This window comes from Olsenella uli DSM 7084, from assembly GCF_000143845.1.
GTDB classification, from domain to species: Bacteria; Actinomycetota; Coriobacteriia; order Coriobacteriales; family Atopobiaceae; genus Olsenella; species Olsenella uli.
This window is the reverse complement of sequence record NC_014363.1, coordinates 1,528,552-1,545,238: the sequence shown is the minus strand read 5'-3', so window position 1 is coordinate 1,545,238 and position 16,687 is coordinate 1,528,552. Positions and strand designations below refer to the sequence as shown.

General features: G+C 67.0%; 12 protein-coding genes. 10 read left to right on the top strand and 2 right to left on the bottom strand.

All coding sequences use genetic code 11. From position 1 onward, the window contains the following. Positions 1–156 precede the first annotated feature (156 nt). The 6 genes from OLSU_RS09140 (at position 157) to OLSU_RS06720 (ending at position 9,332) form a co-directional block, all read left to right on the top strand. Positions 157–2,403 carry an ABC transporter substrate-binding protein/permease gene (locus tag OLSU_RS09140; protein ID WP_013252203.1) on the top strand — a complete coding sequence of 749 codons (2,247 nt, stop codon included), beginning with the start codon at positions 157–159 and terminating at the stop codon, positions 2,401–2,403. Between the two features lie 3 nt (positions 2,404–2,406). After that, the gene (locus tag OLSU_RS06740) at positions 2,407–3,267 is read left to right on the top strand and encodes an amino acid ABC transporter ATP-binding protein (protein ID WP_013252202.1); all 861 of its coding nucleotides are present in this window, start codon (positions 2,407–2,409) and stop codon (positions 3,265–3,267) included. A gap of 168 nt (positions 3,268–3,435) precedes the next feature. Continuing rightward, positions 3,436–4,110, top strand: coding sequence for a winged helix-turn-helix transcriptional regulator (locus tag OLSU_RS06735; protein ID WP_013252201.1), 675 nt, complete (start codon positions 3,436–3,438; stop codon positions 4,108–4,110). A gap of 236 nt (positions 4,111–4,346) precedes the next feature. Further along, complete coding sequence (locus OLSU_RS06730; protein ID WP_013252200.1) at positions 4,347–5,915, top strand: S1C family serine protease; 1,569 nt, start codon at positions 4,347–4,349, stop codon at positions 5,913–5,915. Positions 5,916–6,238: 323 nt separating this feature from the next. Further along, on the top strand, positions 6,239–6,559 hold the full coding sequence (locus OLSU_RS06725) for a metal-sensing transcriptional repressor (RefSeq protein ID WP_013252199.1): 321 nt from the start codon (positions 6,239–6,241) through the stop codon (positions 6,557–6,559). A gap of 34 nt (positions 6,560–6,593) precedes the next feature. Beyond that, on the top strand, positions 6,594–9,332 hold the full coding sequence (locus OLSU_RS06720) for a heavy metal translocating P-type ATPase (RefSeq protein ID WP_013252198.1): 2,739 nt from the start codon (positions 6,594–6,596) through the stop codon (positions 9,330–9,332). Between the two features lie 279 nt (positions 9,333–9,611). Here OLSU_RS06720 and OLSU_RS06715 read toward each other — a convergent pair whose 3' ends face one another. Further along, positions 9,612–10,397: a uracil-DNA glycosylase gene (locus tag OLSU_RS06715; RefSeq protein WP_013252197.1), complete on the bottom strand. Its 786-nt coding sequence runs from the start codon at positions 10,395–10,397 to the stop codon at positions 9,612–9,614. Between the two features lie 280 nt (positions 10,398–10,677). On the opposite strand from OLSU_RS06715, the gene ligA reads away from it, so the two are divergent. The 3 genes from ligA to pepI all read left to right on the top strand — a co-directional run bounded on the left by ligA (position 10,678) and on the right by pepI (position 15,385). Beyond that, on the top strand, positions 10,678–12,921 hold the full coding sequence (ligA, locus tag OLSU_RS06710) for an NAD-dependent DNA ligase LigA (protein ID WP_013252196.1): 2,244 nt from the start codon (positions 10,678–10,680) through the stop codon (positions 12,919–12,921). Positions 12,922–13,075: 154 nt separating this feature from the next. After that, positions 13,076–14,419 carry an esterase family protein gene (locus OLSU_RS06705; protein ID WP_013252195.1) on the top strand — a complete coding sequence of 448 codons (1,344 nt, stop codon included), beginning with the start codon at positions 13,076–13,078 and terminating at the stop codon, positions 14,417–14,419. A gap of 27 nt (positions 14,420–14,446) precedes the next feature. Then, entirely contained in the window at positions 14,447–15,385 is a 939-nt protein-coding gene (gene pepI, locus OLSU_RS06700; protein ID WP_013252194.1) for a proline iminopeptidase, read from the top strand. A gap of 53 nt (positions 15,386–15,438) precedes the next feature. Here pepI and OLSU_RS06695 read toward each other — a convergent pair whose 3' ends face one another. Continuing rightward, the gene (locus OLSU_RS06695; protein WP_013252193.1) at positions 15,439–16,404 is read right to left on the bottom strand and encodes a hypothetical protein; all 966 of its coding nucleotides are present in this window, start codon (positions 16,402–16,404) and stop codon (positions 15,439–15,441) included. A 39-nt stretch (positions 16,405–16,443) separates the two neighbouring features. Between OLSU_RS06695 and OLSU_RS06690 the strand changes: the two genes are divergently transcribed. Further along, complete coding sequence (locus OLSU_RS06690; protein WP_013252192.1) at positions 16,444–16,686, top strand: hypothetical protein; 243 nt, start codon at positions 16,444–16,446, stop codon at positions 16,684–16,686. Position 16,687: the final 1 nt, after the last annotated feature.

Genomic DNA, 16,687 nt, shown 5'->3' with positions numbered 1-16,687 from the left:
GCCTTCTCTGGCGCTCCTTTCAGGAAGTGGTCGCGTATATGTTTCAATATATGCAAAAAGCCAATATAATTACGCTTTTAAAATAAGATGTCGACATATCGACGCTTGCGTGGGGGCAACCCCCGCGTCGCCGCAGATTCCTGTGGGAGGAGCCACATGGACGTTACACTTGCTAGGCGGAGGTCGGCCCTGACCGTGCTCGTAGGTACGTTGGTACTCGCGGCGTCGCTGCTGCTCTCGGGCTGTGCGTCGGAGCCTGCCGCCCCAGATCCTGCCGCGTCTGCCGACGGCTACACGACCGTCAAGGAAGGCACGCTCACCGTCGTCTCCGACCTCGCCAACCCGCCCTTCGACTACATGGAGGACGGCGTCGCCAAGGGCTTCGAGGTCGAGCTCATGCAGGAGCTGGCCCAGAAGATGGGGCTTGAGTGCGAGTTCCTTCCGCCCCTCAAGTTCGACTCCATCATCCCCACCATCCAGCAGGGTGGCAAGGCGGACGTCGGGGCGTCCAACTTCACCATCACCGACGAGCGCAGGCAGGAGATCGACTTCACGGACGCCTACATCGACTCCAACCAGGGGATCGTGACCTCGGCCCAGCTGGCGGACTCCGTTTCGGCGGACGTCTCCGCACTCGACGATGCGACCTCGAGCATCGCCGTCCAAGCCGGCACGACCGGCGAGTCCTGGGCACGCGAGAACCTGCCCCGCGCCACCGTGGTCGCGCTGGACGACCCCATCCAGGCGCTGACGGGCGTTCAGACCGGGCTGTACGCGGCGGCGATCGCCGACCTGCCGGTCATGCGCTACGAGTGCCTCAACGCCTATACCGACCTCAAGGTCGCACGGGAGATCGCGACCGGGGAGCAGTACGGCATCGTCGTCTCCAAGGCCAACCCCGGCCTCACCTCCGCCCTGGACGCCGCACTCGCCTCCTGTCGCGAGGACGGCACGCTCTCAACGCTTGAGGCCAAGTGGTTCGGCGAGAGCGAAGAGTCCGGTGCGCCCACGCCTGCGGCGACGTCCACGTCGCAGCCGTCCCCTGCGACAGGCGCTGCGGGCGGTGCGGGCACGATCGAGGTCCAGAAGGCCACCGCACGTCCGAACGAGTCTGGCGGCAGCGGCGTCATCGGTGCCATGAACACCCGTCTCACCTGGGAGGGGACCGTCAACGTGGATGGTGGGATCTCCTCCGTCACGCTGAGCCTGCCCGAGGGCTCGACCTTCGAAGGCTCCACGACCCGCGTCACCGTCCTCGACGGCCTCAACCGCCTGAACGTCGACGGTGACGCGAAGGCCAGCGGCAGCAGCGTCACCGTCAGCTTCGCGGCGCCGGTCCCCGCAGGCTCCCTCCTCAGGCTCGAGGTCACGGACATGCAGTTCCCCGCCGAGGGTGGCGCCTACGTCGTCGGCGGCAGCTACACCACAGCCGCAGGCACGGAGGCCAAGCTGGAGGACTCGCCGTCCATCTCCGTCATCGCCAACACGCCCGTCCAGCAGGTCGTCAACTGGCTTGACGGCCAAGGGTGGGTTGCGGCCTGGAACTCGGTGCCGTTTTTGGGCATGTTCTTCAAGCCCCAGCTCCTGGTGACCTCCTTCGTCTCCCTCTTTGGCGGCTGGCTGGTGTGCCTGGGCATCGTCATCGTCGCGTACCCGTTCGCCATCCTGCTGGGCCTGCTCTTCGCCATCATGAAGATCTCAGGCGTGCGCCTCGCGCGCGGCGTGGCCGCCGTCTACATCAATGTCCTGCGCGGCACGCCGCTGTTCCTGCAGATCTACATCATGTTCTTCGGCCTGCCGATGATGGGCATCAACATCGACAACAACGTGCTGGGCGTCATGGTCATGGCCATCAACTCCTCGGCCTACCTCGCCGAGATCTTCCGCGCTGGCATCCAGTCCATCCCCCAGGGCCAGTACGAGGCCGCCGCCTCGCTGGGTATGAACCGCGCGCAGACCATGCTCTCGATCATCCTGCCGCAGACGGTGCGCCGCGTCATCCCTACCGTCACCTCGGACTTCATCACGTCCTACAAGGACACGTCGCTTCTGTCCTCCGTCGGCGTCATGGAACTCATGATGTTCTCCAAGAACCTCACCACGGTCTCGGGCAACATCACCCCGTACATGGCCGCCGCCATCTACTACCTCATCGTCACGCTGCCCCTCATCAGGATCGTCTCCCTCGTGGAGCGTCGCCTTGCCAACGCGGAGCGCGGCGGGGGAACCAGGCCCAAGGCTGCGTCGGCGTCGGGGCGAGGCGCCTCCCACACGGTTGGCGAGAAGACGGCCAGCAGCTATCACGCCCAGGGGAGGGATGCGTCCTGGGAGTCCGGCATGCACGGTGCCCTCGATGTCCTGACCGGTCCTTTCCGTACCCATCCCGCATCCTCGGAGGTGTAGGCGATGTTCTCGAAGAAGCACGTGGCCGAGAGGGCCACGGTTCCTCCCGCGATGGATGCCGCGGAGGCGGCGCGCATCGCGTTCGAGCGGGACAAGGGCCGTTCCCGTCACCACTTCGTGGACGGCGAGCACCCCGTGGTCCGCATCGAGCACCTGAACAAGACGTTCACCGACACGCCTGTCCTGCGTGACGTCAACCTCAACGTGTGGAACGGTGAGATCGTCGTGGTCCTCGGCCCGTCGGGGTCGGGCAAGTCGACCATGCTGCGCTGCATCAACCTGCTCGAGACTCCCACGGCGGGCCACATCCTGATCGACGACGAGGAGATCACGGGCACGAGCAAGGCAAACGTCAACGAGCTCCGTCGAAACCTGGGCATGGTGTTCCAGGGCTTCAACCTGTTCCCACATCTCAGTGCCTTGGAGAACGTGATGATCGGCCAGACCAAGGTGCTCAGGCGGGGCAAGGACGAGGCGCGCGAGGAGGCCCTCAAGCAGCTTGACGCCGTCGGCCTGGTGGATCGCGCAGACTACAAGCCGCCCCAGCTCTCCGGTGGCCAGCAGCAGCGCGTCGCCATCGCCCGCGCCGTCGCCATGCATCCCAAGGTGCTGCTCTTCGACGAGCCCACCTCGGCGCTCGACCCGGAGCTCGTCCGCGACGTCCTGGCCGTCATGCGCGACCTCGCGCTGAACGGGGACATGACCATGATCGTCGTCACCCACGAGATGGGCTTCGCTCGCGACGTGGCCGACCGCGTCGTCTTCATGGAGGGCGGAGTCGTGGTGGAGCAGGGGCTTCCCGAGGACGTCTTCGACCATCCACAGGCCGATCGCACGAAGGAGTTCCTGGGTAGCATCCGCTAGCGGGCCCCGTCGTCGCGGCTTCCGGCGCAAGCGCCTGTTTTATCTGCAACAACCTGTGCATATAACAAGCTGCAAGATTCCGTTTATGCTAGTCTGTAGCGGGAACGCACTGCAAGCGTTCCCGCTTTTCGGCTTGGGACGCGCCATATCTGACTCGGGGAGCTCTTGATGCACCACAAGAACATCTTGCTCGTAGCGAGGACGTCACGCTTCATCGACCGTATGCGCGAGCTCAAGCATGCGCTTGACGTGTCCATTCTCCCCACCACCCCCGAGACCTTCCCCCAGGCGGTGTCCTCAGGCCATAGCTTCGATCTCGTCATCCTCGACACGGATGGCCTTGACCAGACAGCCCTCAATGCCGTGGACTCCTACGTCTCGGACAACGGCTTCATCCCCACGCTCACCATCCAGGAGGAGGGCAGGCTCGACAGCCTGCACATGCCCGCCCAGGGCCGCAATGACTTCATCCTCTCCACTGCCGGCGAGGTCGAGCTCGAGGTCCGCTGCGCCCTGCTCCTGTGGCCGGGCGAGGAGAGCTCGCCCGCCGACATCGTGACCGTGGACAACATGACGATCAACCTGGCGACCTACCAGGTCTACATTGACAAGTCCCCGGTGGACCTCACGCTCATGGAGTACTCGCTGCTGTCCTTCCTGGCGACGCACCCCTCCCGCGCCTATTCGCGTGAGACGCTGCTCCACCGCGTCTGGGGCTTCGAGTACTGCGGTGGCACCCGCACGGTCGACGTGCACATCCGTCGCGTCCGCTCGAAGGTCGGTCCGCAGGTGGCAGCGCACATCGTCACCGTCCGCGGCGTCGGATACCTCTTCAAGTTCTAGCCTGCCCCTGATGGCGCGCGCCGAGGCCAACGTGCGCCGAGGCCAAGGCTCTGGTCGGCGCACCAACGTCTTCAGAAATCCAAAAGCGTTGTTTCCGTGGCGTGTGAGATGCGGCGGGGCCATGGGACGGGCGGGACGAGGGGTACAGTTCCCAAAGGACAGGCTCGCATGTGTTGCGTGCGTGACGCGCGTGGGCCTTGTCAGGTGGGCGATAGCCCGGAAAGGAACAGCTCAGCATGGATGACTACCAGAACGACCGTCCTCCCGTAGCCGGGTCAGGCGACCCTGCCGCACAGTCCACTCAGCAGCAGCCCACCCTGCAGGCCCCCATCCCGATGCGGGACGGGGCAGCGGCGTCTGCGGGCACGCACAATGCGGCCGGGAGGGCCGGCGCAGACGATGCCATGGGCACCGCACGTGCCGCCGCTACGACCTCCGTCCCCGTCCCCGGCAGGGGCAACGGCGGCGGTGGGGACTCTCGCGGCAGATGGTGGAAGGTCTCCCTCGTGGGGCTGGTCGGTGGCGTCTTGGGCGCGGCTGCGCTGACAGCTGCGCTCTACGCGGGCGGCGTGATCGGAAACGCATCGGCCACGACCCAGAGCTCCGCAGGCCGGACCGTCACCATCAACGCCAGCTCTGATGACGCGACCGTTGCACAGGCTGCGTCAGCCAAGGCATTGCCATCGGTCGTGTCCGTCAACGTGACCACGCCCGAGGGGTCGGGACTGGGCTCTGGCGTCGTCTACGACAAGGACGGCAACATCATCACCAACTATCACGTGGTCGAGGGCGCAACGTCGATCTCCGTCACGTACAACGGAAAGAGCTACAACGCGACGCTGGTGGGGTCCGACTCGTCATCGGACCTGGCGGTCATCCATGTCGACTGGGACGGCGCGGAGGTGAGTCCCATCGAGGTCGGCAACTCAGACGAGCTCGTCGTGGGAGACTGGGTCATGAGCGTGGGCAGCCCCTTCGGCCTCGACCAGTCCGTCTCGTCCGGCATCGTCAGCTCGCTCGCCCGCAACCAGATGATGGAGTCTGCCTCGGGCAACACCCTCTACACCAACCTCATCCAGACCGACGCGGCCATCAATCCCGGCAACTCCGGTGGCGCCCTCGTGGACGACAAGGGAAGGCTGGTCGGCATCTGCACGCTCTTCTCGTCCGACACGGACTCGTTCGCCGGCATCGGCTTCGCGATTCCCGGCAACTATGCCGTCCAGGTGGCCAGCAAGATCATCGCCGGCGAGACGGTCACGCACGCCTACATCGGGCTGTCCATGCAGACGGTGAACGCGCAGAATGCCGAGAGGAACAAGCTCTCGGTCAACCAGGGGGCCTACGTCGCGGCGGTCACCGAGGGCAGCCCGGCGGACCAGGCCGGCATCGAGAAGGGCGACATCATCACCGCAGTCAACGGGGAGCCCATCACCTCGGCCGACGGTATGATCCTCAACGTCCGCTCACATGCCATCGGGGAGACCGTCCAAGTCACCTTCATGCGTGGCAGCGAGGAGAAGACCGTCGGCGTCACCCTGGGCTCCGACGAGGAGCTTCAGAAGGAGCAGGCCGAGCAGCGCCAGCGGCAGGAGCAGCTGCGGGAGAATGGCCTAGACGGAAACGGCGGCCATGGCAACAGCTACGGCAATGGTGGCGGCAGCGGCGACGACGGCGATGACAGGGGGACCAGCGGCCGTGAGGAGATGCTGCGGCAGATCTACGAGTACCTCTACAACGACCGCGGCGGTTCGCTGGACACGACCGGACGGACGACGGGCTCGGGAGACTCCACCCAGAGCTAGGTGGCCGTGCGTTCGGAACCGCATCGCCGCCCATCGCCGCACCTGCGCGTCCGTCTGCAGACGTAAGGCACATGACAGGCATGTCGACTCGGCAGGCCCGCACCCCTTCAGGGTGTGGGCCTGTCTCGCAAACGTCCTCTGTGCCTGCAGACGTTCTTCCGGGGCCTTCGGGAAGGCACGGAATCGTCCGCAAGCGTCGAACGGCAGGACGCAGCCCCCACCCGCTTGGAACGCGTTCGCCGCTGGTGATAGAGACCTCCCAAGGGGTATAGTTCATGTCAGTGATACATACCCCTAAGGGGTATTAAGAGAGAGAAGCGCCCATGCCCGAGAAGAACGCGTCTCCAGCATCCGAGGGTTGCTGCCACCAGAAGGCAACGCCGCGCTCCGAGGCGCTCAAGCGTGACGTCGCCTGCCGCATCAACCGGGCCATCGGCCAGCTGGGAGGCATCAAGTCGATGGTCGAGGATGACCGCTACTGCGCAGACGTGCTGACCCAGCTGGTTGCCGTGCAGTCGGCCGTCAAGGCCGTCAGCCGCGAGATCATGCAGGACCATCTGGAGACCTGCGTCGTCGAGCGCGTCCAGGCCGGCGACACCGAGGCCGTCGACGAGGTCATGCAACTCCTCAGGAAGTTCATGTAGATCAACCCGCGCAAAGGGGGAGATGGGACCGCATATGAAGGAGACCCTTGACATCACGGGCATGACCTGCGCTTCGTGCTCGGCTCGCGTAGGCAAGGCCGCCTCGGGCGTACCGGGCGTCACCGAGGCCAACGTCAACCTGCTCAAGAACTCGATGGAGCTTGACTACGACGGCAACCCCGCCACCGTCGCCGCGGTCGTGGCGGCCATCGACAAGGCGGGCTACGGCGCGAGTCCGCGCTCGGCAGGCGCGGGCGCTGTCGCCCCAGGCGTCGCAGGTGCCGCCTCGGACGCCGCGAGCGGCATGTCGCCCACTGGGCAGGGGGCCACAAGTCGCGATGCCGCGTCCTCCTCGCCCAGCGCGTTCGCGAACCCACAGGCAAATGCCGACAAGGCGACGCGCGCCAGGCGTGACCAGCTGCTGTGGTCACTGGTCTTTGGCGTGCCCCTGTTCTACCTGGCCATGGGACCCATGCTGGGATGGCCCGAGCCGCCGGGCCTGGCGGGCATGGAGGGCATGATGGCCTCGGCCGTGACGCAGCTGCTCCTTGCCACGGTGGTCCTGTTCGTGAACCGCAGCTACTTTACCCGGGGCTTCAAGACGCTGGCGCACCTTTCGCCCAACATGGACTCGCTCATCGCGATCGGGTCGGCGGCAAGCTACGCGTACAGCCTCGTGGGCGTATACCAGATGGCGTTGGCCCTGGGCTCCATGGACATGCAGGGTGCGCATCATGCCATGATGCATGGCCTGTACTTTGATTCGGCCAGCACCATTCTCGTGCTGATCACGCTGGGCAAGTACTTCGAGGCGCGGGCCAAGGGCAAGACCACGAGTGCCATAAGCGCGCTCATGGACCTGGCTCCCAAGACCGCGACGGTCGTGCGTGACGGCGCCGAGGTCCAACTGCCCACGGAACGGGTCCGTGCAGGGGAGACCCTTGTCGTTCGTACGGGCGAGGCCGTCCCCGTGGACGGCGTCGTGACCAAGGGGGAGGCCCTCGTGGACGAGTCCGCCATCACCGGCGAGCCCGTGCCCGTGCAAAAGGCCGTCGGCGATTCCGTGACCGGTGCGACTGTCACCAAGGGCGGCTGGTTCCAGATGGAGGCGACCGCCGTCGGCCAGGACACCGCACTCGCCGGCATCATCCGCCTGGTGGACGAGGCCACCAGCACCAAGGCACCCATCGAGCGCGTGGCCGACCGCATTGCCGGCGTCTTTGTGCCCGCCGTCATCGCGGTGGCCGTGGTGACGCTCCTGGGCTGGCTCGTTGTCTTCGCGCCCGGTGACTTTGCCGTGGCGTTCAACCATGCGGTCAGCGTCCTGGTCATCAGCTGTCCCTGTGCGCTGGGCCTGGCCACTCCCACCGCCATCATGGTGGGCACGGAGCGCGGGGCCGCCAACGGCATCATGATCAAGAGCGCCGAGGCCTTGGAGACCGCCTGCAAGCTGGACGTCGTCGTGCTGGACAAGACCGGGACCATGACCGAGGGCGCGCCTCGCGTGAGCGATGCGGTCTTGGCTGACGGCGTGTCGGAAGACGAGCTCATCGGTCTGACTGCGGCCGTCGAGCGCATGAGCGAGCACCCGCTGGCTGCGGCCATAGTCAGCTATGCGGATGAGAGGAACATCGCTTCCGAGGCTGACGTGCACAACTTCGTACAGGTTGCCGGCGGGGGCCTCGAGGCCGACGTCGCGGGCCATCACGTGCTGGTGGGCAATGCCCGCCTGATGGCGGACCGTGGGGTGGGCGTCGGCGCGTCCGGCTTGGCCGTCCGCGCGGACGAGATGGCCGCTTCCGCCGAGACCCCTCTCTTCGCCGCCGCCGACGGCGACGTGCTGGGCCTTTTTGGCGTGACGGACGTCGTGAAGCCCAGCTCGGCCGATGCGGTGTCACGGCTGCGCGCCCTGGGCGTGAGGACCGTCATGCTCACGGGCGACCAGGCGGCGACGGCCCGCGTGATTGGCGCCCGGGTGGGTGTGGACGAGGTCGTCGCTGGCGTGCTGCCCGGCCAGAAGGAGCAGAAGATCCGCGAGCTGCAGCGGGGAGGCGATCGTGTCGCCATGGTCGGCGACGGCATCAATGATGCCCCGGCATTGGCCCGAGCCGATGTTGGCATTGCCATTGGTGCTGGCACGGACGTCGCGATCGGCAGTGCCGACATCGTGCTCATGCACAGCGACCCGGCCGACGTCGCAACCGCCATCGAGCTGTCCCTCTCGACCATGCGAAACATCAAGCAGAACCTGTTCTGGGCGCTGTTCTACAACGCCGTCTGCATTCCCGTGGCCATGGGCGTGCTCTCGCCCCTCGGCATCACGCTGAACCCGATGGTCGGTGCGGCTGCCATGGGCTTCAGCTCGGTGTTCGTGGTCAGCAACGCGCTGCGCCTCTTCCGCTGGGAGCCGCGTGGGAGTGCGGCGGTCCCTGCGAGCGCCCCCACTTCCCCCATCCCCACTACCGACCGCTCTGGTGGCGCGAGCTCCGTGGAGGCCGCGCAGGCCGGTTATGGTGGCAATGGCGACAAAGGCAATGACGGCAAGGAGAAGGAGACCCACATGAAGGCAAGGACCCTGAGCATCGAAGGCATGATGTGCGAGCACTGCGCGGCCCATGTGACCGAGGCGCTCGAGGCCGTCAGGGGCGTCGAGAACGTCGTCGTCGACCTCGATTCCGGCACCGCCAGGCTGGATGCCGGCCTGCTCGTCAAGGACGCAGCGCTCGAGAGGGCCGTCGAGGGCGCCGGCTACAAGGTCAGGGGCATCGAGTGAGCCAAGGGCATCGAGCGAGGCCGTGACTGCCGGGCCGGATGGTGAGGGCGTGCGCCACGGCGCGGTAACCGCGCCGTGAGCCAGTCCTCCCCCGGACGACAGATCAGGCGTGCGTCGAGGTACGCCTGGTGCGTCGAGGTACGCCTTGTGCGTCGTGAGGATGGTCCCCCCGGTAGTTGCCGCTCTCGCGGAGCGAGACCACGAGCGCGACATCCGGGGCCGAGCCCTCCCGCAGGCACAGTGGTATGAGGAGGCTCGTCTGGTCCGTTGTCGGATGGCCTACACCGTGCACCAATCCACCGGCTCCTCGCCATGGTCCGCGAGGATCGCGTTGGTGGTGGAGAACGGCCTGCTTCCCATGAAGGCGGGAAGGTCCCTGGTGCCGCGTCTGGCGGAGAGCGGGGAGGGATGCGTGGACGCGACGATATGCGTGCTGGGCAGCGTGGCGGCGGGCGAGCCCTGGGCATAGGCCAGGGCCTGCTTTCCCCAGCACAGCAGCACGACATGGTGCCCCAGCCGGCTCGTCCTCGTCAGCGCGCAATCCAGTATGGCCGAGGTCACGTCCAGCCAGCCGAGCCTGGCGTGGCCGTTGGCCTTGCCGCACGGGACGGTCAGCACCGTGTTCAGGAGCAGGACGCCCTGCCGGGCCCAGGGGGTGAGGTCACCGCCTCGGGCCTCGTGGCCCAGGTCCGCCCGAAGCTCCTTCAGGATGTTTCTCAGCGACGGTGGGTACGTGGTCCCCGCGCGTACGCTGAACGCCAGCCCCATGGCCTGTCCAGGCTCGTGGTACGGATCCTGCCCCAGGATGATTACGCGTACGGCGTCGGGGTCGGTCAGTCGCAGCGCGTTGAGCACGTCCTCGCGTGGCGGGAGGAACGACGTGCCATCGGCTAGCTCTGGGCTCTTGTCGATGCGCTCCATCCGCTCGATCGTCTCTGGGGGGAGAAGGTCGAGCCATGCGTCCAGGTGGTCGTCCGCAAGTCGGGGGCTGATGCTGAGCAGGGATCCCGTATTGGGCAAAGGGCTGCCATCGGGCAGGGGGTCGGTGCCGAACAGAAGGTCCATGGCTCCTCCGTTGTGTGATGGAAGGTCGGGCGGCGGGTCGAGCGGCGGGGCGGGGGCGAGGGCTTGCACCTAGTCGATGCCTCGTGCACACGTTTTGAAACCGTGTGCACGATCTTAGCGTTTGCCCAGTTCGCGAAATGCCGCGTGCACACATTTCGAAAACGCGTGCACGCGACAATGGCTGAAGCCTGCACTTCCATGCGATAATCGCACTCCGAAGAGACCAGCCGCAGGTGCCGCCAGGGACCTGCACCCCCACGAGCGCGGGAGGAAGCACCGCATGTCAGACGATACGCCCCAGACGTCCCTGTTCGACGACCCCCCTGCCATCGGTGCCCCGGAAGCCCCCGACGCCCCGTCTGCGAGCGCCTGCCCCGCCGCCTCGGCGCCCCTCGGCTCGGCTTCGACCCCCGTCGCACGCGCGGCAGAGCTCAACCGCATCCTGAGCCGCGCCGCCTATGCCTACTACGCGCTGGACGACCCCGAGATGACGGACGCGGAGTTCGATCGCCTCCTCGTCGAGCTCCAGGCTCTCGAGTCGGCCCACCCCGAACTCGTCTCGCCCGAGTCCTACACGCAGCGCATCGGTGGCTACGTGAGCGACCAGTTCGAACCCGTCCGCCACGCCCAGCGCATGTACTCGATCGACGACGCCATGAGCCTGGACGAGCTGGACGAGTGGCTGGCGCGCACCGACGGGGCCCTGGGAGCCACCGCCGAGCGCCCTGTCGCCTACACCTGCGAGCTCAAGATCGACGGCCTGGGCATAGCGCTCACGTACCGCGACGGGACCCTGGTGCGTGCGGCGACGCGTGGTGACGGTACCACGGGGGAGAACGTGACCGCCAACGCCCTCACGATCAAGGACATTCCGCGTGCGCTGGCGTCCGCTGGCATGGGACGCATCGCGGGCGGCGGCTTCGGTGTCTCCATCGAGGTCCGCGGTGAGGTCTACATGCCCAAGCACAGCTTCGTCCGCCTGAACGAGCAGAACGACGCCGCCGGGCGTCAACCCTTCGCCAACCCACGCAACGCCGCCGCAGGGAGCCTGCGCCAGAAGGACTCAAGCGTGACCAAGGCCCGCGACCTGGAGACCTTCATCTACGCCGTGGCCGACGAGAGTCCGCTTGCCATAGACACGCAGCATGACTTCCTGTCATGGCTCAAGGACTGCGGCTTCAGCGTGAACCCGCACGCCCGCCGCGTGGAGAGCTCACGCGAGGTGCGTCGCTTCTGCGTCGATGCCCTGGCGTACCGAGGGGAGCTCGACTACGACATCGACGGCGTCGTCGTGAAGGTGGACTCCTTCGCGGGGCAGGCCGCCCTGGGCTTCACGGCCCGCGCGCCGCGCTGGTCCATGGCCTTCAAGTTCCCGCCCGAGGAGAGGCGCACCGTGCTGCGTCAGATTCGCGTGCAGGTGGGACGCACGGGCGTGCTGACGCCGGTCGCGGAGTTCGATCCCGTCGTGGTCGCAGGGTCGACCATAGCCCGTGCCACGCTCCACAACATCGACGAGGTCCGTCGCAAGGACGTGCGCGAGGGCGACACGATCGTGGTCCACAAGGCTGGCGACGTGATCCCCGAGGTCGTGGGGCCCGTGACCGAGGGCCCCCTCGCTGCCGAGCACGAGGCGCGTCCCCTCTGGGACATGCCCGAGACCTGTCCCAGCTGCGGTAGTCCCGTCGTGCGCGAGGAGGGCGAGGTCGCCTGGCGCTGCGTGTCCATAGACTGCCCTGCGCAGGCGTCCGAGCGCCTGATCCACTGGGGGAGCCGCAATGCCATGGACATCGACGGCCTGGGCGACGAGATCGTGGGCCGCATGGTCGAGCAGGGCATCCTGACGGATGTCGCGGACTACTACGATCGCCTTGACGTTGATACGCTTGCCGCCGTCGACACCGGTCGCGTGTACGAGACGGCCGGCAAGGGCCACGAGGAGGGCGACGGCATCGTCGTGGGACCCACCATCGCCGGCAAGATCATGGGGCAGGTGGAGGCCTCGAAGCGCGCGGGTCTGGGGCGCGTCCTGTTCGGCCTGGGCATCCGCCACGTGGGCGCCAGTGTCGCAAACCTCCTGGCCGACCGCTTCGGCTCGATGCAGGCGCTCGCGGCCGCGACGGAGGAGGACATGGCCCAGGTCGATGGCATAGGCCCCAAGATCGCCCAGTCGGTGCGGGGGTTCTTCTCGGTTGAGGGGAACGTCGCCGTGGTCGAGCGCCTGCGCGCGGCTGGGGTCTCGCTCGAGCAGGAGGGCTTCGGCGAGGGGCCTAAGCGTCCCCAAACGCTGGACGGCCTCACCTTCGTGCTGACGGGCACGCTCGAGAAGTACAGCCGCGGCGATGCGGGAAGCCGGCTCAAGGCCCTGGGCGCCAAGGTATCGGGCTCGGTCTCGAAGAAGACCAGCTTCGTGGTCGCGGGCGCCGCCGCAGGCTCCAAGCTCGCCAAGGCGCAGGCCCTGGGCGTGACGGTGCTCGACGAGACGGCGCTCGACCACATTCTTGCGACAGGCCAGCTTCCGGGATAGCGAGACGGACGGGCGCACTTTTGTTGGCGCGGGACAAATCCTGTGGTTGCGTCACGCGTCTTGTCGCACAATGGATGGAGACCGCGAGCGCATGCCGCGAGCGCATGCCGCGAGCGCTATCGCGATGTTTACGCTGCGAGAGGGAGGACGCCTCATGGAGCTGAAGGAATGCACCCTGCACTGCGACGAGATGGACAAGGACTTCGACGTCATCGTCTATGGCGAGGCCGGCCGGCCCACCGTCGTCTTCCCCGAGGGCGACGCCTCGTGCACGAGCTGGGAGAACGGCGGCATGGTCGAGGCCCTGTCCGAGTTCGTCGAGGACGGGCGGATTCAGCTGTTCTGCTTCGATTCGGTGGATAGTGAGGGCTGGTACGCCCATGGTGCCCGGAATTCCTATCGACTGGGCAGCCTCATGCCCTATCTCGACTACGTCCGCAGCGGCCTCCTGCCCTTCGTGTCGGCCCATGCTGCGTCACAGGACCTGCCGCTCGTGGCGGGAGTCGGCATCGGCGCGCTGAACGCGGCGCTTGTGATGCTGCGCCATCCGGAGCTCTTCGGGGGGCTCCTGGCGCTCTCTGGCACCTATGACGTGCGTGCCTTCACGGATGACGTCACCGAGGAGTGGCTGTCCCTCTCGCCGGTCGATCTGGTGCGGAGCCTTTCCCCGCGAGGCAAGTGCGCCGGTCTCCTGCGCAAGAGGCCCATGGCCTTCGTCTGTGGTCGCCACGAGAGCGAGAGCGGTATCGAGACCCAGCGTGCCCTCGACGCCCTCTTTGCCGAGAAGAACCTGGGTGCCACGTTCGAGTACTGGGGCTATGACGTGAGCCATGACTGGAGCTGGTGGCAGGAGGAGGCCCGTCAACTGCTCCCTTGCCTGCTGGAGGGCTCGGGCCTTGCCGAGCGTAGCCAGATCGCCCGCATCTCTTCCGCTCAGGCAGACGTCAAGCATGCCGAGGACCTGCTTGCACAGCAGAGGGACGAGCTGTCGGCAGCGCGCGACGCGCTGAGCGTCGCCGTGGAGGCCGTGAAGGGCACCTCGAAGCGCCTCGAGGCCGAGGGCAGGTCGGTGGCTCGCCATGTCGCCCGTGCCGACGAGCTTGCTGCGGCTGCGCGGGACGCCTGGTCCGAGCGCGATCGGGCGCTGGAAGAGCTTGCGGCGCTTACCCGAAGGGCCGACGAGGCCCAGGCGGCTGCCGACGAGGCCGCAGGGATCCAGTCGTCCGCCGAGTGGATTGCGGGAGAGGCCAAGGAGGCGGTCGAGCAGGCGGTCGCCAACGAGAGGAGCGCCCACGAGCGTGTGGAGCGAGCCGAGGCCGGCCTGAAGGACGCCGAGCTCGCGTGTGCCGCCGCCGCAAAGGCCCTGGATGACGTGAGGGGTGGGGCCAAGGCGGGGCGTGGTGCGACGACGAAGACGAAGCGCGATGCGACGGCCAAGGCGACGGGGCGCAGGACCACGGCGAAGCCAGCCGCGCGCAAGCCCACGAAGTCGCGCTAGCCGCAGGGGCCCGGAGGAAGGGATCCCATGATGCCAGCGGTGTTCGAGGGGTATCTGCCATACCTGGGACACAGGACGTACTACCGTGTGGTGGGCGACCTCGAGGAGTCGCTCGCGTCAGGCAGGGTGCCGCTCGTCACCCTCCACGGGGGACCGGGCTCCACACATAACTACATGGAGCTGCTCGATTGCGTCGCCGACGACGGCCGGGCGATCGTCTCCTACGACCAGATTGGCTGCGGCAAGTCCTACTTGGAGGGCCATCCGGAACTCTGGGATGTCGAGACCTGGCTGGGGGAGCTCGAGGCCCTGGTGGCATGGCTGAATCTCAGGCGCTTTCATCTGCTGGGCCAGTCGTGGGGAGGCATGCTCGCCCTGACCTACCTCACGCGCCACGTCGCCACGGTGGGGGCGGACCGTGGCGCGTGCTCGGTCGTCCTGTCGAGCACGTTGCCGTCCTCACAGCTCTGGGGCCGCGAGCAGCATCGCATGGCACGCCAGCTTCCTGCGGACGAGTGGGCCGCCCTGAGGGAGGCCGAGGGGACGGGCGACTTCTCCGGTGCAGCCTACCAGCGTGCCATCGACCACTACATGGGGCTCCACTGCGCCGACCTCAGCTACGGGCCCGACGCGCCCGAGTGCCTGCGCAGGCCCAAGCGCTCGGGAGCCGAGTCCTATGCGGTGGCCTGGGGCCCCAACGAGCTCATGCCCACGGGCACCCTTTCACAATGGGACGTGACGGATCGGCTCCCTGACATACAGACGCCCGCGCTCATCATCAGCGGAACGGACGACCTCTGCACCCCGCTCATCGCCAAGACCATGTTCGACGCGCTGCCCAACGCTCGCTGGGAGCTCCTCGAGGGTTGTCGGCATATGTGCTACGCCGATGATCACGAACGCTACGTCTCCCTCCTGCGAGCCTGGCTGGACGAGCGGGACGAGTTTGACGGGAACCGCAGCTAGCGCGCGTCGGGGAGTCGCATGGACGCCGACGACGGGGCACGCGGGCGTGTGGGTCACGCCTGGTGCGTCGGGAAGCCCTGCCGTGCGGGAGACGCCCCGGACGCGCCCCTGCCCTGGCGTATGCGCAGGGACAGGCGGGCGCAGGTGCCGTACAGCAGCAGCGACAGCAGGGTCTCGGCGTAGTTGGCGCCCCCCAGTCCCGCACGGGCCACGGAAGCCACGAACGACAACACCTGTATGGCGGAGACGGCCAGGCACACCGCCAGGAAGGGGGCGACCCTCTGGGGATGGTTGGATCCTCGGATGCCCAAGAGGCCCACCATCAGGCGAAGGATGCCCAGCGCGACGATGGCCAGGGCTATCGCGGTAGGCGTCTCGAGCGTGAGCGTGCCACCAGGATTGACCAGCCCCAGCAGGCCGACGGCGCCCCCTTGCGCATCGGGACCAAGGAGGTGCTGATCGAGGACATAGTAGGCGACGCCTCCCGCGACGAGGTACATGACGCCCTCGATGGTGATGATGCTTGCGAGGAAGTGCAGCGTGCGTTGCGTGGCGTCGCGGGTGATGAGCTTGCCTTTGATGCCCAGGTCGTACTCGCTCTGCACCCTGTCGGCCAGGGTCGAGCATATGAGCACATAGATGGTAGTTGCCATCAGGACCAGGGGGTTGAACAGCAAAAACGTTCCGTTTGCCCAACCATAGATCAGCACGAGCAGTATCAGCAGGCTCACGGAGTAGCAGAGGCCGCGATACGGACCCACCTTGGAGTAGTCCTCGCTGGAGATGATGCCGAGCACGCCCGTGACCAGCACCAGCACGGCGGCGGCGAAGGTGAGCAGCCCGCCGGTGAGCGTCGACTGGTCGGTGTCGACGAGGCCTGCCCCGCCGGCGAACCAGGCCCCCACGACGCCGATCCCGATCAGGCCGACGATGAGGCTGAGTATGGTGAGGACGATCGAGACGACGTGGAGGATGACTTGGGTCTGGGTGCGGCGCACCCTCTGGAGCGCGTGTGACATCGGGTCTCCCTCGGTCGGGACGTTGCTTCGGGGAAGGGGATGGGCTCCCCTCGCATGATAGCCGAGTGTTACGTATGGTGCGCAGGGACCTCACGTGCGTCGTCGGCGCTCACGGTCGTGCTCATCCCGCTGATCACGTCGCTCGTGCGTGTGGTGCGCGAGGCCGCGCCGGCCGAGGCGGCCCAGGAGTGTGGTGAGGCCTTCACCACGACAGACTACCTCGCTCGCGTCCGTCGGATGGTCGAAGAGATGGAAGACGAGATGGAGCCATGGGAGGACTAGT